The organism is Fulvimarina endophytica (genome assembly GCF_003403015.1).
Classification (GTDB): domain Bacteria; phylum Pseudomonadota; class Alphaproteobacteria; order Rhizobiales; family Rhizobiaceae; genus Fulvimarina; species Fulvimarina endophytica.
In genome coordinates this window covers 299,050-318,986 of the sequence record NZ_QURL01000005.1, presented here as the reverse complement: position 1 = coordinate 318,986, position 19,937 = coordinate 299,050, and the positions used below count along the sequence as shown (strand labels likewise).

Genomic DNA, 19,937 nt, shown 5'->3' with positions numbered 1-19,937 from the left:
GATCACTGGTCTTACTGGGCCTGACCGGACGTGCTCTCGGTGCCTGAAGCGCCCGAGGCGCCGCCTTCGGCCATGGCCGTCTTCGCGGCCTCGCACTTGCCGTCCTCGATCGACTGGAACGCGTCGGCGCCCGGGATGGTGCGGATGATGTTATAGTAGTCCCACTTGCCCGAGCTCTCCTCGGGGGTCTTCACCTGAGCCAGGAACATGTCGTGTTCCATCAGCCCGTCGGCGCGGACCTTGCCATTGCGGGCAAACGCGTCCTCGATCGGCATGGTCTTCAGCTGGGCGACGACCTTCTTGGCGTCGTCCGTGCCGGCTTCCTTGACCGCCTTGAGGTAGTTGAGCGCGGAGGAATACATGCCGGCCTGAACCATGGAGGGCTTTGCGCCGGTGCGCTCCTCGTATTTGGCGCTCCACTCGCGGGCCTTGTCGTCCTGGTCCCAGTAGAAGCCGGTGGTCAGAGTCAGACCCTGCGCCGCGTCGAGGCCGAGCGCGTCCACGTCCGTGATGAAGAGAAGCAGCGAGGCGAGCTTCTGGCCGGCCTGGGTGAGGCCGAATTCCTGCGCCTGCTTGACGGCGTTCTGGGTGTCGGTTCCCGCATTGGCAAGGCCGACGACCTGGGCGCCGGAGCCCTGTGCCTGGAGCAGGAAGGAGGAGAAGTCCTGGGTGGGGAAGGGAGCCGAGACCTCGCCGACGACCTCGCCGCCATTCTCCTGGACCGCATTTGCCGCGGTATTCTTGAGATTGTGCCCGAAGGTGTAGTCCGCGGTGATGAAGAACCAGGACTGGTTGCCTTCCTTGACCATCGCGACCGCCGTGCCGTTGGCCAGTGCATCGGTGTCGTAGGTCCAGTGGAGGCCGGTCTCGGGGGCGCAGTTCTCGTTGGTCAGCGCATTGGTCGCGCCGCCATTGTTGATGTAGGCGACGCCCTTCTCGCTGGTGATTTCCTGAAGGGCGATGCCGACGCCGGAATTGGCGCCGCCGAGGATCAGGTCGATATTGTCCTGGTCGGCCCACTGGCGCGCGATGTTGGAGCCGATATCGGCCTTACTCTGGTGGTCGGCGGTCTGGAGCGTGATCTTCTTGCCGTCGATCTCGCCGCCCATCTCCTCGATGGCCATGCGGATCGCAGCCTCGGACCCGGCACCGTCGAGCGCCGAATAGGGACCCGACATGTCGGCGATGAGACCGATCTTGATCGTGTCGTCGCTGATGCCGCTCCCCGAGTCCTGTGCGTTCGCCGAAAGCGCCAGCATGCTCGCCGCGCCGGTGAGAAGCAGTGTCTTCGTCAGTTTCATGATGTGTCCTCCCTGATGATTGTTTCACGCCGCCGAAGGATCAGACCCCCAGATAGCGCGTGATCTTGTCCCTGTTTCCGGCCACTTGCGCGCGCTCGAAACGGTCTACGACTTCCCCGTGCTCGACCACGTAGTGAAGATCTCCGGTCTTCTCGGCGAAGCGGAAGTTCTGCTCCACGAGGAGAATGGTGAAACCCTCCTCCTTCAGGCGCGTGATGATCGTGCCGATCTGCTGGACGATGACCGGCGCGAGGCCCTCTGTCGGCTCGTCGAGAAGCAGGATGCGGGCACCGGTTCGCAGGATGCGGGCGATCGCCAGCATCTGCTGCTCGCCGCCCGAAAGCTTGGTGCCCTGGCTTGCGCCGCGCGTCTTTAGAATGGGGAACAGCTCGTAGACGCGATCGAGGCTCATGCCGCCGTCCGCGATGGTCGGCGGCAGCTGGAGATTTTCCTTCACGTTCAGCGAAGAGAAAATGCCGCGCTCTTCGGGGCAGTAGGCGATGCCGGAACGGGCGATCCGATTGGCCGGGAGCGCGATCAGTTCCTCGCCCTGATGGCGCACAGACCCCTTGCGCTTCTTCACAAGGCCCATGATCGAGCGCAGCGTCGTCGTCTTGCCGGCGCCGTTGCGGCCGAGGAGAGTGACGATCTGCCCGGGCGGCACCTCGAACGAGACGCCGTGAAGAATATGGCTCTCGCCGTACCAGGCCTCCAGGCCCTCGACAGTCAGCACCGGTTCAGTCATCGCTCTCGCCCATATAGGCCGAACGGACCTGGCGGTTCGTGCTGACCTCTTCGTAAGTTCCCTCGGCGAGAACCGAACCCTGCTGAAGCACCGTGATCCGGTCCGACAGGTCCGCGACCACGTTGAGATTGTGCTCGACCATCAGGACGGTCCGTCCCTGCGACACCTTGCGGATGATGTTCGCGACACGCGCCACATCGCCCGTGCCCATGCCCGCCATCGGCTCGTCGAGCAGCATGACCCGGGGCTCCATGGCCAGCGTCGTCGCAAGCTCGAGGAGCCGCTTGCGGCCATAGGGAAGCTCGGAGGCGAGGACCGATTCCGAATCATCGAGGCCGACTTCCGCGAGGATCCGTCTCGCATCCTCGTTGAGGACGTCGAGCCGGGCCTGCGACTCCCAGAAATGGTAGGAATTGCCCATCCGGCGCTGGAGCGCGACGCGGATGTTCTCGAGAAGCGTCAGGTTCGGGAAGACCGACGAGATCTGGAAGGAGCGCACGGCACCCGCCCGGGCGATCTGAGCCGGCTTGTCCCGGGTGATGTCCCGGCCATCCAGGTGAATCGACCCGCTGGTCGGTTCGAGAAACTTGGTGATGAGATTGAACATGGTCGACTTGCCGGCCCCGTTCGGACCGATCAAGGCGTGAATCGTCCCATGCCGGACTTTTAGGGATACGTCGTCGACGGCCGTGAAACCCTTGAACGTCTTGGTGACGTTGCGCGTCTCGATGGCGTAATCGGTATTCGGAGCACGATCGGCGCTCGGCAATTCACAACCCCTCCCAAAGTCGATTCGTCCGTCTTTAGCGATCTAACGACGTTTCCGAGCGCCCGTCAAAGGAAGTTTCTGGAGATCGCCGGCCCCTCATATTCATCGTGTGCAAAACCCGGCGGATGGCGCAACCGGTCGATCGCGAGGCCGCTGCAACGGATCGTGGAGGCTGCGACCGTTTAAGTAGCAAATCTCACGATGAGACGGGAATACTTCGATCATCGAAGATGAACCGAAAATGAACGGTTTGATACGAGTTCGTTCATGAAAATATTTTGGAACATCGAGGAGTTGCCTGTGTTGTTACTTCCGATGCGGGCCTGAGATCGGGTCCGCCGCACACTTTGGGAGTTTCTCTTGATGAAACGCTTCATGATTCTCGCCGCTGCCGGTGCCTCGCTGGTGACGCTCTCTGCCGTTCCGTCGCTCGCGCAGACCGCGATTTCGTCCACCACCGATCTCAATGTGCGTGCCGGGCCTGGATCGAACTTCCCGATCGTCGGCGTTCTGCCGACCGGCGACTCGGCAACGCTCGACGGTTGCAACGATGCGGGGAACTGGTGCCGTGTCACGGTCGACGGAACGCAGGGTTGGGCCTCCGCCCAGTATCTGACGACGGATGTCGACGGCGAGACCGTCGTGGTGGTCCAGCGGCGCGAGGCTGCGCCCGAGGCGATCCCGACCGTCACCTATGAGGAAAGCGGAGCGGGTGCCGTTGCCGGCGCGGCGACCGGCGCGACCGTCGGAGCCCTCGTCGGCGGACCGGTCGGCGCGGCTGTCGGCGGCGGCGTGGGCCTGGTGGCCGGCGCAGCGGTCGAGCCCCCGGCGCCGCGCATCGAATATGTCCGCAGCAACCCGGTCGATCCCGTTTATCTGGAAGGTGAGACGGTCGTCGGCGCCCGCGTCCCGGATGTCGTAACGCTGAACCCGATCCCGGAATACGAGATGCAGTATGCGAACGTGAACGGGCAGGAAGTGCTGATCGATCCTGCGACCCGCGAGATCGTCTACATCGTTCGCTGATCGCGACAGCTTCTCTCAGGACGAGACATGAAAACGGGCGCCTCTCGGGGGCGCCCGTCTTTCATGCGGCGTCTGATTTTATGCCCTGTATCGCCCCGGACGAGAAGCGGGCGTTCCTGGCCCTTTGCGCTCAGGCGGCAGCGCGCCGGAGCGCGCCGCAGATGTCGTCCACCACGTCTTCGACGAGACGCGGATCGTCGCCTTCCGCCATGACGCGGATCAGAGGTTCGGTGCCCGAGGGGCGGATGACCAGCCGGCCCGAATTGCCGAGCCTGCTCTGCCCCGCCTCGATCGCCGACTTCACCTCGTCGCGCTCGAGCGGCGAGCCGCCGGCGAAGCGGACATTCTTCAAGAATTGCGGCACGGGATCGAACCGGCGGCAGATTTCCGAGACCTTGCCGCCGCGCTGCTTGACGACGGCGAGCACCTGCAGAGCCGAAATGAGCCCGTCGCCGGTGGTGCCGAAATCGGACATGACGATGTGGCCGGACTGTTCGCCGCCGACATTGTAGCCGTGCGCGCGCATGTGCTCGACCACGTAGCGGTCACCGACCTTGGTGCGGGCAAGCAGCAGGTTCTGGGACGCCAGAAACCGTTCGAGGCCGAGATTGGACATGATCGTCGCGACGATGCCGCCTGCGGCGAGCCGGCCGTCCTCGTTCCAGCTTTCCGCGATCACCGCCATCAGCTGATCGCCATCGACGATCTCGCCGCGCTCGTCGACGACGAGAACCCGGTCGGCATCTCCATCAAGGGCGATGCCGATATCGGCCCGCACCTCCCGCACCTTCTCCGCCAGGGCATGGGGAGCGGTAGAGCCGCAGTCCCTGTTGATATTGGTGCCGTCCGGCGCCGTGCCGATCTCCACCACTTCGCCGCCGAGTTCCCAGAGGACTTTGGGAGCCACATCGTAGCCCGCGCCATTCGCGCAATCGATCGCGATCCGCATGCCTTCGAGAGAGATCTCGCGGGGCAGGGTGCGCTTGGCGAATTCGATATAGCGGTCGTGAACGCCGTCGATGCGCGTGGCCCGCCCCATGGCGGCACCCGTCGGCATGCGGTTCGTCATGTCTTCGTCGAGGAGAGCCTCGATCCGGCTCTCGATCTCGTCGGACAGCTTGTAGCCGTCGGGCCCGAAGAGCTTGATGCCGTTGTCCTCGAACGGATTGTGGGACGCAGAGATCATCACGCCGATATCGGCGCGCAGGGAGCGCGTGAGCATCGCGACCGCGGGCGTCGGCATCGGGCCGAGGAGGTAGACGTCCATGCCCGCCGAGGTGAAGCCCGCGACCATGGCGTTTTCGAGCATGTAGGACGACCGGCGCGTGTCCTTGCCGATCACCACCCGGTGCCGATGGTCGCCGCGCTGGAAGACGAGACCGGCTGCCATCCCGACCTTCAGCGCCACTTCCGGGGTCATCGGAAAGCGGTTCGCCTTGCCTCGAATGCCGTCCGTGCCGAAATAGCGTCGCGTCATCGTCTGGTCTCCAAATGTCCGTCGCGGGTGCGCAGGCGTTCGTTCGAACCCGTTCGCTTCCCCGCAGAAAATAAGTCCTCGGCCGCAGACCGCCTGTTCCGTTCGGCATACAGCCTGTGGGCGACCCGAGCAGCGGTCCCTGGCCTGGCGGCCTCACCGATCGCATCGGCCTGTTCGGGCCAATCTAGGCCATTCATAGGCAAAGAACGCGTCGATCGGAAAGGAGGGATCGTCTGTGCGCTTTCTACCACGAAGTGGCTCCGCGAAGAGGCGGTTTCACCTGAACTGGTGAACTGGTGAAAGATCCGGCCTTTTCGGACCGAGAAGAGGTGCGCGGGATAGATGTCTTTCGGACCCGATCCTCAAGGTCCGTCCCTCGGTTCGACACGGCGCCAGTCGTTCGAGCGCCCCCATCGGCAGACCTCCGCCCAAACGAAAAGGGCGACCCGAAGGCCGCCCTCTCGATGAATGTGTTCCGATCCCGCGACCGAGATCAGGTCGGCTGCGGCTCCATCTCGCCATCGGCCTCGCCGCCCTTGTTGGGACGCGCGGTCCCGGCCTTCGGGAAGGAGGATCCGCGGCTCGGCGGCGTGTCGTCGCCCATGTCGCGGGCGAGCGGGCGGCCATGAAGAAGGTCGTCGACCTCCTTGCCGGACAGGGTCTCGTATTCGAGCAGCGCCTTGGTCAGGAGATGCAGCTGGTCGATGTGATCGTTGAGAACCTTGCGTGCCTTGTTCTCGGCGACCTCGATGATGCCGCGCACCTCCGAGTCGATCAGCTTTGCCGTATCCTCCGACATGTTCTGCTGCTGGGCGACGGAATGGCCGAGGAAAACCTCGTCCTGGTTCTGCTTGTAGCGCAGGCGACCGAGCTTGTCGGACATGCCGTATTCCATCACCATCGCGCGCGCCATGTTGGTCGCCTGCTGGATGTCGTTGGACGCGCCCGTCGTCACGTTGTCGAGACCGTAGATGATCTCCTCGGCCGCCCGGCCGCCGAAGATCATTGCGAGCCGCGCCTCCATCTCGTTCTTGCGCATGCCGTAGCGGTCGCGCTCCGGCAGGTTCATGGTCACGCCGAGGGCGCGGCCGCGCGGGATGATCGTCACCTTGTGAAGCGGATCGTTGCCCGGAACGTGGATGCCGACGAGAGCGTGGCCGGCCTCGTGATAGGCGGTCAGCTTCTTCTCGTCCTCGGTCATGGCCATGGACCGGCGCTCGGCGCCCATCATGACCTTGTCCTTGGCATCCTCGAGCTCGAGCATGGTGACGAGACGCTTGGACCGGCGTGCCGCCATCAGGGCTGCTTCGTTGACGAGGTTGGCGAGATCGGCGCCCGAGAAGCCCGGCGTGCCGCGCGCGATCGTCTTCAGGTCCACATTGGGCGCGAGCGGCGTGTTTCGGGTATGGACCTTCAGGATCTTCTCGCGTCCGGTGACGTCGGGGTTCGGCACCACGACCTGGCGGTCGAAGCGGCCGGGACGCAGGAGCGCCGGATCGAGAACGTCGGGACGGTTGGTCGCGGCGATCAGGATGACGCCTTCGTTCGCTTCGAAGCCGTCCATCTCGACCAGAAGCTGGTTGAGCGTCTGCTCGCGCTCGTCATTGCCGCCGCCGAGGCCCGCGCCACGATGGCGGCCGACGGCGTCGATCTCGTCGATGAAGATGATGCAGGGCGAGTTCTTCTTGGCCTGCTCGAACATGTCGCGCACACGGCTCGCGCCGACACCGACGAACATCTCGACGAAATCGGAGCCCGAGATCGTGAAGAATGGAACGCCCGCTTCGCCCGCGACAGCGCGCGCGGTGAGCGTCTTACCCGTACCCGGAGGGCCGACGAGCAGCACGCCGCGCGGGATCTTGCCGCCGAGGCGCTGGAACTTCTGCGGCTCGCGCAGGAACTCGACGATCTCTTCCAGGTCCTGCTTGGCCTCGTCCACACCCGCGACATCCGCGAAGGTCACGCGACCGTGGGCTTCGGTGAGGAGCTTGGCCTTGGACTTGCCGAAGCCCATCGCCTTGCCGCCGGCGCCGCCCTGCATCTGGCGCATCAGGAAGATCCAGACGGCGAGAATGAGAAGAATGGGGCCGAAGGAGAGGAGCATCGACCAGATCGGATTGGTGTCGTCGCCGGGAGGCGCCGCCGAGATCCGGACATTGCTGTTCTCGAGCCGCTGGACGAGGTTCGAATCGTCCGGTGCGTAGGTCTGGAAGGTCTGGCCGCCATCTGAATAGTTGCCGGTGATCTTCTGGCCCTGGATCGTGACCGATGTCACGCGGCCCGAATCGACTTCCGACAGGAACTGCGAATAGGGAACCTCGCGCGCATTGGCATTGCGCGAGCCATTCGAGAACATTTGGAACAGCGCGATGAGGAGAAGGGCGATGATCGCCCAAAGCGCGAAGTTGCGGAAGTTCTGATTCATCAGTCGTCCTGGCTTGGCGGCGCGAGAACAGCCCGCGCTACGGCGTCAAGGTAAGCATCTTCCCCGATCTTGCCAATGGCAAGCGGCGGATTTGCGGCGCTTTGGTCGCACGGGGACGAGCGGCTGGGCAAGGGTGTCGCGCGGGCTCGATCCGCGACGTGATTAACGAAGCCGCGAGCGCGCCCTCATCGAGGCGAAGCCGGGTCGCTCGGGCAGGTCCGCAAGGCACCGCCATGGCAGCAGGGAGGCGAGATTCGCGAGGGTTTCGATCGGCCGTCCCGCCCGTTCCTCACGCGCCGCGACGGCCCCGTGCGCGGCAAGAAGCGTTCCATCCCCGCCAAAGAGGCAAGGCAAGGTTCGGGTGCGTGCGTCGCCCCGGCCCGTCGTGCCGTAGGCGCCGAGATGGGCGCGAGAGCCATGCTGGCCCTGGGGCCAGGCGATCTCGAAGCGCCGGTCGAACACCGCCGGAATGTCGTCCCGCGGACCATCGCAGGGCGGCGGGCCGTCCCGGCCGAACTCGCGGGCCATGATGACGCGATCGCCCGAGGCCGAGGCGCGCGCGCCGTTCAGGGTCCTCGTCTCGCCTTCTCGGAGGGCGCTTAGGAGGCCGTCCACATTCTCGCGGCGGGGTCCGTGAGCCGCGCCTCCAACTGATGTGAGAAGCCGGGCGAGAAGCGGGGCGGCGACACACGGATCGAGTGTCGCGAAGGCCGATCGCGGAAGGATCGCGCAGGCGGCGTCGTCGAAGACGAGGCCTTCTGCGCAAAACTGCGTGAACGCGTCCGCGAGCCGTTCGTCGCGTTCCGCCCGAAGCCTTGCGGCGCTCTTCATGGTCGCGAGCAGTCCGTCGCGCTCGTCCTGCGACATGCCTGCGATCGCACGCCGATGGCGCACGCGCGCGAACCGGTCGTCGAGATTGCTCGGATCTTCGATCGCCCGCAGCCCCTGCGAGCCGAGCACCGCATGCAGGCGGGCGGGCGAAACCGAAAGAAAGGGGCGAAGGAGAACGGTGCGGGGATCGAGTTCTCGCGTCTCGCGCATGCCGGCCCGTCGCTCGGCGCCGTCTCCGCGCGAGATCGCATGGAGCACCGTCTCCAGCTGGTCTTCGAGATGGTGAGCCGTGAGGATCGCGCCTGCACCGGTGCGGCGCGCTTCGCGCAGGACCAGATCATAGCGCGCGTTTCGAGCCGCCGCCTGGAGATTGCCCCGGCCGGTCCATCCCCGCCATGGAAGGGTCCGATGCGGAACGCGGAGATCGCGGCAGATGGCGGCAACATGGCGGGCTTCCGCCGCAGCCTCCGGGCGCAATCCGTGATCGACCGTTGCGGCGCGCACGACGTATCGCCGGGCGTCGAGGTCTGCGGCAAGGGCGAGAAGCGCCAGGGAGTCCGGTCCCCCGGAGACCGCGACGAGGATCGTGCGTGCCTCGCAGCGAGAGGCCGTCTGCGGCCAGATCGCGTCCAGGCGCTCCGTGAGATCCGCACTCTTCAGCGGTTCGACGTCGCCCGTTTCGAACGTGCCGCGAAATCTCACACCGGAAGCGGCCCTCAGCAGTTCGCGCTCTTCTCTTCCTCGCCGAGCTTGGTGCGCAGGGTCTCGTTCATCTGAGGATAGCGCGAGCTGACTTCCCGATAGGTGATGCAGGCCGTTTCGGCATTGCCGAGAGCGGCGAGAGACATTCCGAGCTTCAGCATCATCTCCGGAGCCTTGGTCGCTTCCGGATCGTCTTTCTGGGCGTTCAGGAAAACCTCGGCCGCATCGGCGTATTTCTGCTGCTGATAGAGGCTCTCGCCGAGCCAGTACTGGGCGTCGGAGGCGTCGGGCGAGTTCGGATAGGTCTGCACATACTGACGAAAGGACTGTTCGGCCGAAGCATAGTCCCCGGCAAGCAGTTCGTCATAGGCCGCGCTGTAGACCGCCTGCGCATTGCCGGAGGGTGCCGCGACCGGCTGGCTGGACGACTGCGAAGCCGGCGGGGTTGTCGATGCGGTACCGGCCCCGCCGCCGATGATGTCGGCGATCTGGGCGTCCGGGTTCCCACCTGCGGCCGGAGCGGTTGAGCCGGCATCGCCGCGCTGCTGAGGCAGTCCGTCGCCGGACCCGGCCGAACCTGCGCCCTGTTCCAACTCCTGGAAGCGGAAATCGTTGTTCTCCTGGGCGCGCCGCATGTCTTCCTGGGCCTGGAGAAGCTGGAAGGACAGCTCTTCGACGCGGCCGTTGAGGCGCCGAACCTCGTCCTCGAGCCGCTGGATGCGCGAAAGCGTATCTCCGGCCTGGGCGAGGATCACCGGAGCCTTGTCGGACGCGCCGGTGCGGGCGTCGACAGCGGATGGGAGGCTGAAGGCGGACGCGGACAAGGGTGTGATCGCGATCGCTGCGGAAGCGAGAAGCACGAACCGGCTCGAACGGCGAAACATCATGGATCTCCTCGGAAGGATGAAGCGGCGTTCCGAGGACCCGACCTGTCCGGAGAGCCCGCGCGCCGCGTTTCTCGGTCGTGTCAATACACGCAAAACCCCCGGCAAGCCAAGGTCCGGCAGAGCGCAAGCGGCAGTTCGCGGGGCTCCCGCTCGCCGGTTTCAAAGACGCGGGACTGCGACGGTCCGGAGCCTTCGGGGCTATGAACGAGAGAAGGGACGGCGACCCGGGCCTTGCGGCCCCGGTCGTCCCGTCCCTTCGAATGCGTTGAGGCTTGGGTTCCGCGCTTTCGGCGCGTGGTCGTCAGCTTCCGGCGCCGCCGAGAACGGTGACCGCGCGGCGGTTCTGGGACCAGCAGGAGATGTTGTCGCAAACGGCGACCGGGCGCTCCTTGCCGTAGGAGATGGTGCGCATGCGATTGGCGTTCACGCCGAGCTGGGCGAGATAGTCGCGCGTGGCGGCAGCGCGCCGCGCGCCGAGCGCCAGGTTGTATTCGCGGGTGCCGCGCTCGTCCGAATGGCCTTCGATCGTGATCGCGTATTGCGGATACTGGTTCAGCCACTGGGCCTGGCGCTGCAGGGTCTGCTGGGCGTCCGCCGTGATGGAGGAGGAGTCGGTCTCGAAGAAGACCCGGTCGCCCACATTGACGGTGAAGTCCTGGGACGATCCCGGAGCGCCGCCGCCGGCGCCGCCCATGCCGCCAGCACCGCCCATGCCGCCCGCACCACCGAGGCCGAGGCCTGCGGCATTGTCCGGAAGACCGTTCTGCTTGTTGGCGCAACCCGCGACCATCAGGCCGGCAACGGCAATGGCGACGAAGCGGAGATTGAGAATGCGCGAGAGGCTCATGGCCAGCTCCTTGGAACGCTGTCGTTTCTGTTGACCGAATGCTTACCGCGTTTTTGCTTAACGCTGTCTTAAATCGGACCTGAAAACGCATGCGCGCGGCGACTGTGACCTTCCTGCAAGGGCTTGACCGGAAAGGATTTCGCGGCGCTACGCCGATCCGGCGGCTCGCCCTTCGAAAGAAGCGTCACGCGGGACTTCCATCGGTTTCGCCTGGGCCGGAAACACGAAGACCGGCGTCGCCGCCGGTCTTCGTGCATGTCGCTTTTCGTAGGGTCGCTTCGAACTTAGCCGAGAACCGGAGACCAGGCCGGATCGGAGGCGAAGCCCTGGGTCGGCACCTTCTGCTCGTTGCGGCCCGAGAGGTCGATCGAGAAGAGCTGGGGGCCGCCGCCGCCCTGGCTGTCGCGGAAGAACATCAAGACGCGGCCATTGGGTGCCCAGGTCGGACCCTCGTTGTGGAAGCCGGAGGTCAGGATGCGCTCGCCCGATCCATCCGGGCGCATGACGCCGATCTGGAACTGGCCGCCCGACTGCTTGGTGAAGGCGATGAGATCGCCGCGCGGGCTCCAGACGGGCGTCGAATAGGCGCCGTCGCCGAAGGAGATGCGCTGCTGGTTCGAGCCGTCGGCGTTCATTGTATAGAGCTGCTGGCGTCCGCCCCGGTCGCTCTCGAAGACGATGCGCGAGCCGTCCGGCGAATAGGAGGGCGAGGTGTCGATGGCGGCCGTGCTGGTCAAGCGCTGGGTCGCCCGCGAGCGCAGGTCCATCGCGTAGATATTGGCGTTGCCGTCCTGGGACAGGCTCATCACCACCTTCTGGCCATCGGGCGAGAAGCGCGGCGAGAACGTCATGCCGGGGAAGTTGCCGACGATCTCGCGCTGGCCGGTCTCGAGCTGGAGGAGATAGACGCGCGGCTCGCCGTTGCCGAACGACATATAGGTGATCTCCTGCCGGTTCGGCGAGAAGCGCGGCGTCAGAACGAGATCGCGGCCTTCGGTCAGGTAGCGAAGGTTCGCCCCGTCCTGATCCATGATGGCGAGCCGCTTGACGCGGTTGGCCTTGTCGCCCGATTCCGAGACGAACACGACGCGGCTGTCGAAATAGCCGTTTTCGCCGGTGATCTGCTTGTAGATCGCATCGGCGATGATGTGGGCGATCCGGCGCCAGTCGTTGGGGTCGGCATAGAACTGCTGCCCGTCCATCTGCTGGCCGGCAAAGGTGTCCCAGAGACGGAACTCGACGCGCAGGCGCCCGTCGGCTTCCCGCGCGACGCGGCCGACGACCAGCGCCTGGGCGTTGATGACCGTCCAGTCCTGGAAGTTGGGGGAGGTGTCCGGCGTCAGACCGGTCTGGATGAACGCCGCCTTGTCGATCGGGGCGAACAGGCCGGAGCGCTTCAGATCCGCCTGGACGACGCTCGAGATCTGCGCGCCGAGCCCGTCCTGGCTCTGGAAGTCGGTGATGGCAATCGGAAGGGGCTGCACATTGCCGCCCGAGATGTCGATCGTCACCCGCGCCTCGGCAGTGCCGATGGTCGCGAAGCCTGCCATGCCGAGGGCGATCAGCGCCGAGCAGAGGCTCCGCATGATGGTCGTCCGGGAGAAGTCCATTGTCGTCCTGTCCCTAAATTCAGGTTGTCTGGTGATGCGCGCCCGGCGGGGCCGTCTGGTCAGTAGGTGTCGCCGGGCCGGAAATTGAAGGTCAGTTCCGACCATGCGTCGTATGTCGCCGAGGAGAGCCGGTAGCGACCTTGTTGGGCACAAATGCGAACGGCGCGAACGGCGCTGTCCTCATAGGCCTTGCGTGTTGCAGGATCGCCACCCGAGGCGGTCGCGCGCGGCAGGGCCTGGAGCGATCCGTCCGGGTCGAGCTCGAACGAGACCTCGATGACGATGCCCTCCGAACCGAACGATCCCGAGGGCTCGTACCAGCAGGCCTTGGTCGCCTGGCGAAGCGCGTCGATCTCGCTTGCCGAGAGGGAGGACGCATTCGTCTCGCGGCCACCGAGCGCGGCGGTCTGCTGCTCGCGCTTGGCGCCGCCGCCGGCGGACTTCTCGGTGTTGAGAAGCGCGGCGATCTTGTCCGCGTCGAACCGCTTCTCGTCCGTCGCCTGCTGCTTGGGCGGTTCGCGCTTGGGCTCTTCCGGCTTCTTTTCCTCGCGCTTGGGCTCCGGCTTCGGCTTGACCTCGGCCACCTCGACGGGCCGTGGCGGCGCCGGCTTGACGCCCGGAATGGGAACATTGCGCGGCTGGGCGGGCTCCGGCGGCGCTTCTGCCTGTGTCTCGGCTTCTTCGACCGTTTCGGGAGGAGCTTCGGCCGGCGTCTCGGGCGCGGCTTCCGGCACCGGCTCGGGCAGCGGCTCCGGTTCGGGCGCCGGCTGTGGTTCGGGTTCGGGAACGGGAGCCGGCACGGGCACGGGTTCGGGCTGCGCCTCGGCGGCCGCGGTCTGGATCGTCTCGCGGGGCGCTGCCCGCGGTGCGGGCGCGGCGTCGAGATCCACGGTGTTCTGGCCCGCGTTCTGGGCGTCCGGCACGGGCTGTTCGCTGTCGTCCGTCGGCTCGACGGCGCTCGTCTCGGCCAGCGGCGCATCCTCGGCGCCGCGCATCATCTGCGAGAACTCCTGCACCGAGACGATGTCGACCGGCAGGCTGTCGTCGGGCAGCACCATGGGATCTGGCGCGCCCAGGGCCCAGAGGCCCCAGGTGAGTGCTACGCCATGGATTGCGGTTGAGACGAGGAGCCCGGTCTTCATCGCGGCGCCTTAAGCGTTTCTCTCTTGATCGGTGACGAGACCGATATTGCGGAAGCCTGCGGACGAGATGAGCGCCATCACCCGCATCACGGTGCCGTAGTCGGCCGAGCGGTCGCCGCGCACGAAGATGCGCTCCTCGTAGCCGGCACTGGCGATCGCCTGAAGCTTGGCCACCACGTCCTCGACGGGGATCTCGGTGTCGTTGAGGAACACCGTGCCGCCCGCATCGACGCTGATCGTGATCGGCTGGGTTTCCGAATTGATCGCTTTCGCCTGGGTTTCCGGCAGGTTGATGGGCACGCCGACCGTGAGCATCGGAGCTGCCACCATGAAGATGATGAGCAGAACCAGCATGACGTCCACCATGGGCGTCACGTTGATCTCGCTCATCGGAGCGCGGCGGCCGCGGCCTCTGCCCCTGCGACGCCGTGCGCCGCCCGCTGATCCTGTCGACATGCCCATGGGATGAAGGTCCCGCTCTTCGCTCGTTCTGTGAAAGGGGGCGGCCCGGTCAGCCGCTCCGGCTCGATGCTTCGGTCAGGCGGCGGCGCGATGCTGCGGTGCGCGCTCGTCGATCTGGCGCGACAGGATCGAGGAGAACTCGTCCGCGAACCCTTCGAGGCGCAGCCCGATCTTGCCGGCATCGGAGGTCAGCTTGTTGTAGGCGATGACGGCCGGGATCGCGGCGACGAGACCGATGGCCGTCGCAAGCAGCGCCTCGGCGATACCGGGCGCGACCACGGCGAGCGAGGTCTGCTGCGATCCCGCGATGGCCTGGAACGAGGTCATGATGCCGATCACCGTGCCGAACAGGCCGACGAAGGGAGCGGCCGAGCCGATGGTCGCAAGGAAGCCGAGACGCGATTCCAGATGGTCCATCTCGCGGGCGAGGGTCACGTCCATCGCCTTTTCGATGCGCTGCTGCAGGCCGATGGGCGAGCGCGCGCCCTTCTCGAAGCTCTTCTTCCATTCGCGCATGGCGGCGACGAAGATCGCGCTCATGCCGGAGGTCTTGCGCTCGACGAGCGACTGGTAGAGCTCCTCCAGCGACTGGCCGGACCAGAACCGGTTCTCGAAATTGTTGAGCTGGCGCCGCATGGCGGCAAAGCGCATGGACTTGTCGACGATGATCGCCCAGGTCCAGACCGAGGCGACGACGAGCCCGATCATCACCAATTTGACGATCAGACCGGCCTGCCAGAACAGGGCCCACATCGACACGCCGCCGGCATGGCCCAAACCTTCGGTGATCACACCTTCGCCCATAGTCCCCGCTCGCCCCTGTCCTAAAGATCTCGCGCCGTTCGGCTCCGTCCGAGCCGTCCAGTGCTTTCGTGCCGCGCCGCCCGCCTGCCGGTTCCGGCAGAATGGCAGGGATCGTCACCGGCATCGGGTTCGATCGCTGCCCGATCGCGAGCCGGCGCCCTGTCCGGTTCGCTCGCGCTGCCGGACGGCCCGTTCCCCCCACATCCCGTTATCGAAACGAATCCGGTGAAAGAATGGCGGGAAGGCCCGTCGAGCCGCACCGGAAGTTTGCGCCAACATGCTTAACGAAGCGTTAGCGTCGCACGGCCTTCCGAACCGTGGCATCTCGCGAGAGCCTGCAGGTGCGGCATCGCGGAGGGCGAACGAGGCGCAGGGCGCCCTCCCTAAACGGCAGGAAGGCGTCGATCGGCGCGCCGTAGCGTGGGGCGTTGCATCCGAAAGAGCGGCGGAATCGGGCGCGATCGGTCAAGATCCGGCAGCGTCGGACGATTGCGAGGCATATCCTTGTCGTGATTTTTACCCATTGCCGTCAGGAATTAGGCTCCACGAAGGGCTTTCCCGATGAACGGCGCACTATTGGAGCAGACATTCGATCTTGGCGGGCGACCACCCGTCACGAAGTGGCTTCGTTTCGCGCAGCCCATCGAGCAATGCTATACACAGGAGACTGCCGAGCGGCGCGTCAAGGAGCTGCGCATCGCGATCCTTCTCGGGTTGTTCATCTACAATATCTACAACATCTCGAGTATCTGGCTCGTGCCCGATATCGTCGATCTCGCCTGGATTTTGAGGATCGGCGTCATCACGCCGTCGACGCTCCTTCTCGTCTGGGCGATCGGCCGGATCAGCCTCGAGTGGACCGAGAGACTGGTCACAATCGGTGTTTTCAACGGCTATCTCGTCCCGGTTTTCCTCTTCTGGCTGTCGCGGGATCCGGCAAGTCTTTTCACATATGCGGAACTGCCGCTCACTATCATCTTCGCCAACCTGCTCCTTGCGCTGCGTTTTGCGAACGCGGTCGTGTTCACCGGTTCAGCTTACGTCGTCACCCTGCTTGCGATCGCAACGAAAGGCGGGCTGGGCTACGATCTCTCCCTGACATTCGTGCTCCAGATCTCGACGGTCTGCTTCTTCGCGCTGTTTGCGAACTTCCGATACGAGCGGATGCGGTGCGAGAATTACCTGCGCACCCTGTCGGCGCGCCTGGAGGCCGAGATGGCAAAGAGCGACGGGCTCAAGTTCCGCGATCAGTCGCGAACCGACGATCTCACCGGACTCCCCAATCGGCGTCAGTTGACCGAGGTTCTGCGGGGAGCGCTGTCGCAGCGGCGTTCGACCGCCGTCCTCATGGTCGATGTGGACCATTTCAAGCTCTATAACGACGCTCTCGGACATCCGGCGGGAGATGCCTGTCTCCAGCGGATCGCCGACGCGTTCGCCAGGATCGCCGCAGCCGACGAGAGCGCCTTCTGCGCCCGCTTCGGCGGCGAGGAGTTCACCTTCGTCCTGCAAGACAGGAGCGAATTCGAGGCGGCGCGGTTCGCCCGCTCGGTCCAGGAGACGATCGAGGCCCTGAGGATGCCCCATCCCGCACGGGGCGACGGCCTCGACGTCGTCACCGTGAGCGTCGGCGTGACGTGGGGAGGACGCGATCTGAGCCGGGACCTCGACGAGATGCTCGTCGCCGCCGATCGCGCTCTCTACGAGGCCAAGCGGCGAGGCCGCAACTGCTTCGCCTTCGACGAAGGCGGTTTCGTCCCGAGCGCGGCGAGCGCCTGAAGGGCTCCCCTTCTCGGTCTACTTCAAAGGAAAGCCCGCCCCGAACCTCGTCGCGAGCCTTTCGAGAACGCGCCGCGCCCTGTATGCCCGACCGGGATGAAGCATCAGCCTCGGAGGCAAGACGGGCCCATGCGCATACTGTCCATCGGCGAAGTGATGATCGAGATGTCCGGCGGCGAAAGCCGGCAGGGCTCTGCGGTCGGCGGTGACTGGCGGATGGGCTATGCGGGCGATACGCTCAACACGCTCTGGTATGCGCGCGCCGGGCTCGACCCGCAGCGCGATACCGTGGCCTACTTCACCGCTCTCGGCGACGACCGTTTCTCCGATCGCATCCTTGCCTTCCTGAACGATGCGGGCATCGATACCGGAGCGATCCGCCGATTGCCCGGCAGGCGTCCGGGCCTCTACATGATCGAGCAGGTCGATGGCGACCGCCGCTTCACCTATTGGCGCGAGACCTCCGCAGCCCGCAGGCTGGCCGAGGACGAGGACGCGCTGCGTTCGGCGATCGGAGCGGCGGACTGCGTCTATCTTTCCGGAATCACGCTCGCCATCCTGCCACCCGATGCGCGCGCCGCCCTTATCGGCGAATGCCGGAAGGCGCGGGATGCAGGGCGCCTCGTCGCCTTCGATCCGAATATCCGCCCCGCGCTCTGGGCGGGCCGAGACGAAGCCTGCGAGGCGGTGATGGCGATGGCGGAGGCCGCCAGCGTTGTGCTGCCGAGCTTCGATGACGAGGAAGCGGCCTTCGGCGACAGCGATCCAGCCGCGACGATCGAGCGCTATGCGAAAGCCGGCGTTCGGGAAGTGGCGGTCAAGAACGGGGCCGGTTCGATGACCTATCGATCGGGTGAGGAGAGGGGCGAGGTGCCGGCGCTCACTGATGTCGAGGTGGTGGATGCGACCGGCGCGGGGGACTCGTTCAACGGTGCCTATCTCGGCGCACGGCTCGCTGGCTCCTCCGTCGCCGAGGCAGTGAAGGCGGGGCGCGACATGGCCGCCCGCGTCGTCGGCGTCCACGGCGCGCTCGCCTCCTTCGCCGACCCGGGGAACCGCTGGCGGCGGCGCGGATCGTGAGCCTCGGAAAACCCGGCAGGGTCCGCTCTCGCTTTGCGCCCCGGCCGGCCTAAATTTTCGTTCGAGCCGGCCCTGCCGGCGAAAGATCGAACGCCGAGCGGAACGCAGAGGGGAAAGACGCCATGAGCATCAAGGAAGGCGACAGGCTGCCGAATGCCAGCTTCCGCACCAAGACGTCGGACGGCATGGTCGACCTTTCGACCGACGACGTCTTCAAAGGCAAGACGGTCGTTCTCTTCGGCGTTCCGGGCGCCTTCACGCCCACCTGTTCGATGAACCATCTGCCCGGCTTCCTCGAGCACAACGAGGCCATCCGCGCCAAAGGCGTCGACGAGATTGCCGTTGTCGCCGTGAACGACGCCTTCGTCATGGCGGTCTGGGAGGAGGCCAAGCAGGCATCCGGCAAGATCCTGTTCCTGTCGGACGGGAATGCCGAGTTCACCAAGGCGATCGGGCTCGATATCGATCTGTCGGTGGCCGGGTTCGGGCTGCGTTCCAAGCGCTATTCGATGATCGTGAAGGACGGCGTCGTCGCCTCGCTCGGCGTCGAGGAAGCGCCTGGACTCCCGGACGTCTCGTCGGCGGAAAGCGTTCTCGCCAAGCTCTGACGCCTCGCGAACGCGCGGGGTCAAGCCGGCGCGATCTCGGCGATGAGCAGCGCGGTGACGGTGAGAGCCGAAGCTGCGACGAGGAAGAAAGCCCGGTTCCAGAACGCTCCCACCCGGAAGGCCGTCGTATGGCCGAGCCGCCCGACGAGCATGGTCGTCGCGGTGAATGGCGAGGTGATGCCGGCGAGCGACCAGCCCGCCGTGATCGCGCAGACCACCGCGACCGGGGAGACGCCGATCACCTCGGGATTCGGCAGGATCGGCGCGAAGAGCGAGACCGACAGGATCGGGTTCATGCCGATCTGGCCGAAGAGCGGGATCAGCCAGACCGGCGCGGCGATGATCAGCCAGATCGGGAGGGTCGACAGGTCGAGGCCTGAGCGCTGCAGAAGCGGGACCGCGAGCGATGCGCCGAGCGAGCCGATGATGCCCGCCATGATGAGGAGAACGATCTCGGAGCGGTAGCTCGGGATCTCCACGAACGCCATGCGCTCGACTTCCGCCCGCACCTGGGCACCCGGGCGCTCGCTCTCCTTCGCCTCGATCATGAGCCAGCCGAGGGCGATGAGCGGGATGAACACCATGACGACGGTGACCACCTTGAGGCCCGTCGCAAGTTCGATGATCCCGACCCCGCTGAAGATGATCGTCAGGAGAAGGATGAGCGGCTTCAGGTCGCGGATCGTGCCGTCCGGGTCCCGGCGCTCCGGTCGCGGCCCGGAATATTTCGGCTTGACGATCGTATCGAGGGCCCAGCCGATGACGCTGAAGACGACCGCATTGCCGAGCGCGAAGAGTGCGGCGGCCGACCAGGTGGCGCCGGGAACGATCGCGGTCGTGATCGCCATGGCGAAGGCGAGGGGCGACCAGAGCAGGGAGGCGCAGAAGCCGCGCTGGACGGCGAGAAGCATGCGCCGGTTGCGGATCTCGCCGAGTTCCTTGTTCGGCTCGCGGCCCGCGATGCTTTCCGTGAGACCGCCGAGAAGCTGAATCGAGCCGTAATTGAGGATCAGCGCGAAGAGGTGGCCGCCGGCGTTCAGCGCCATGTAGCGGCGCCCGGGCGGCTGGCTGGCCAGGTATTCGCCGCATCGAAGGATCGCGGGGGACAGGGCGGCAGGCGAGCGGAGCGTGGCGAGCGCGACGAAGAAGGTCGCGATGAAGGCTCCCTGGCCGAGCGCGGCCCGGATCAGGTCCTGCCAGTCGCCCCGCGTGAAGATGGCGATGACCGCAAGGCCCGCCCCGATGCAGACGAACATGCGCCGCGACCACGTGGCGCCCGGGAAGGCGAGGACGAGGAACGCGCAGACCCCGATCGCCGCGAGGATCGGGGAGCCCGGCACGGCGAACCAGTCGCGCAGGATCGTGAAGACGGCGGTCGCAAGAAGCGCCGTGCCGAGGATGCGGGGGGAGATCGAGATCGGAGGGTCTTTCGAATGCGTTCG

The 19,937-nt window shown here is 65.8% G+C and carries 17 protein-coding genes; 4 read left to right on the top strand and 13 right to left on the bottom strand.

Going from position 1 to position 19,937, the window contains the following annotated elements; genetic code table 11:
• Positions 1-11: 11 nt before the first annotated feature.
• Genes DYI37_RS13515 through DYI37_RS13505 form a run of 3 tightly spaced genes read right to left on the bottom strand, consistent with a single transcriptional unit; the run spans position 12 to position 2,815 of the window.
• Entirely contained in the window at positions 12-1,301 is a 1,290-nt protein-coding gene (locus DYI37_RS13515; RefSeq protein WP_116683781.1) for an ABC transporter substrate-binding protein, read from the bottom strand.
• 40 nt (positions 1,302-1,341) lie between these two features.
• On the bottom strand, positions 1,342-2,046 hold the full coding sequence (locus DYI37_RS13510) for an ABC transporter ATP-binding protein (RefSeq protein ID WP_116683780.1): 705 nt from the start codon (positions 2,044-2,046) through the stop codon (positions 1,342-1,344).
• The gene (locus DYI37_RS13505) at positions 2,039-2,815 is read right to left on the bottom strand and encodes an ABC transporter ATP-binding protein (RefSeq protein WP_116683779.1); all 777 of its coding nucleotides are present in this window, start codon (positions 2,813-2,815) and stop codon (positions 2,039-2,041) included. The genes DYI37_RS13510 and DYI37_RS13505 overlap by 8 nt, the downstream gene beginning before the upstream one ends.
• 363 nt (positions 2,816-3,178) lie before the next feature.
• Between DYI37_RS13505 and DYI37_RS13500 the strand changes: the two genes are divergently transcribed.
• The gene (locus tag DYI37_RS13500) at positions 3,179-3,841 is read left to right on the top strand and encodes a DUF1236 domain-containing protein (RefSeq protein ID WP_116683778.1); all 663 of its coding nucleotides are present in this window, start codon (positions 3,179-3,181) and stop codon (positions 3,839-3,841) included.
• 130 nt (positions 3,842-3,971) lie between these two features.
• Here the strand turns inward: DYI37_RS13500 and glmM are convergent, their stop codons facing one another.
• From glmM to tolQ, 9 genes are all read right to left on the bottom strand, one after another.
• On the bottom strand, positions 3,972-5,318 hold the full coding sequence (gene glmM, locus DYI37_RS13495; protein WP_116683777.1) for a phosphoglucosamine mutase: 1,347 nt from the start codon (positions 5,316-5,318) through the stop codon (positions 3,972-3,974).
• 493 nt (positions 5,319-5,811) lie between these two features.
• Positions 5,812-7,743 (bottom strand): ATP-dependent zinc metalloprotease FtsH, encoded by a 1,932-nt coding sequence (ftsH, locus tag DYI37_RS13490; protein WP_116683776.1) that lies wholly within the window; start codon positions 7,741-7,743, stop codon positions 5,812-5,814.
• A gap of 162 nt (positions 7,744-7,905) precedes the next feature.
• On the bottom strand, positions 7,906-9,276 hold the full coding sequence (gene tilS / locus DYI37_RS13485) for a tRNA lysidine(34) synthetase TilS (RefSeq protein WP_158555178.1): 1,371 nt from the start codon (positions 9,274-9,276) through the stop codon (positions 7,906-7,908).
• Positions 9,277-9,290: 14 nt separating this feature from the next.
• A complete protein-coding gene (gene ybgF, locus DYI37_RS13480) occupies positions 9,291-10,163 on the bottom strand; it encodes a tol-pal system protein YbgF (RefSeq protein ID WP_245413913.1) in 873 nt (290 codons plus the stop codon).
• A 301-nt stretch (positions 10,164-10,464) separates the two neighbouring features.
• A complete protein-coding gene (gene pal / locus DYI37_RS13475; RefSeq protein WP_116683774.1) occupies positions 10,465-11,010 on the bottom strand; it encodes a peptidoglycan-associated lipoprotein Pal in 546 nt (181 codons plus the stop codon).
• 284 nt (positions 11,011-11,294) lie between these two features.
• Positions 11,295-12,560, bottom strand: a complete 1,266-nt coding sequence (gene tolB, locus DYI37_RS13470) for a Tol-Pal system beta propeller repeat protein TolB (RefSeq protein ID WP_245413934.1) — start codon at positions 12,558-12,560, stop codon at positions 11,295-11,297.
• A 119-nt stretch (positions 12,561-12,679) separates the two neighbouring features.
• Positions 12,680-13,762: a hypothetical protein gene (locus tag DYI37_RS13465; protein ID WP_116683772.1), complete on the bottom strand. Its 1,083-nt coding sequence runs from the start codon at positions 13,760-13,762 to the stop codon at positions 12,680-12,682.
• 9 nt (positions 13,763-13,771) lie between these two features.
• Complete coding sequence (tolR, locus tag DYI37_RS13460) at positions 13,772-14,224, bottom strand: protein TolR (RefSeq protein WP_116683771.1); 453 nt, start codon at positions 14,222-14,224, stop codon at positions 13,772-13,774.
• Between the two features lie 75 nt (positions 14,225-14,299).
• Complete coding sequence (gene tolQ / locus DYI37_RS13455) at positions 14,300-15,028, bottom strand: protein TolQ (protein ID WP_116683770.1); 729 nt, start codon at positions 15,026-15,028, stop codon at positions 14,300-14,302.
• Between the two features lie 561 nt (positions 15,029-15,589).
• On the opposite strand from tolQ, the gene DYI37_RS13450 reads away from it, so the two are divergent.
• From DYI37_RS13450 to DYI37_RS13440, 3 genes are all read left to right on the top strand, one after another.
• A complete protein-coding gene (locus DYI37_RS13450; protein WP_116683769.1) occupies positions 15,590-16,807 on the top strand; it encodes a GGDEF domain-containing protein in 1,218 nt (405 codons plus the stop codon).
• Between the two features lie 129 nt (positions 16,808-16,936).
• The gene (locus DYI37_RS13445; protein WP_116683768.1) at positions 16,937-17,887 is read left to right on the top strand and encodes a sugar kinase; all 951 of its coding nucleotides are present in this window, start codon (positions 16,937-16,939) and stop codon (positions 17,885-17,887) included.
• 122 nt (positions 17,888-18,009) lie between these two features.
• Positions 18,010-18,495, top strand: coding sequence for a peroxiredoxin (locus DYI37_RS13440; protein ID WP_116683767.1), 486 nt, complete (start codon positions 18,010-18,012; stop codon positions 18,493-18,495).
• 20 nt (positions 18,496-18,515) lie between these two features.
• Here the strand turns inward: DYI37_RS13440 and DYI37_RS13435 are convergent, their stop codons facing one another.
• Positions 18,516-19,835, bottom strand: coding sequence for a hypothetical protein (locus DYI37_RS13435; protein WP_245413912.1), 1,320 nt, complete (start codon positions 19,833-19,835; stop codon positions 18,516-18,518).
• Positions 19,836-19,937 lie beyond the last annotated feature (102 nt).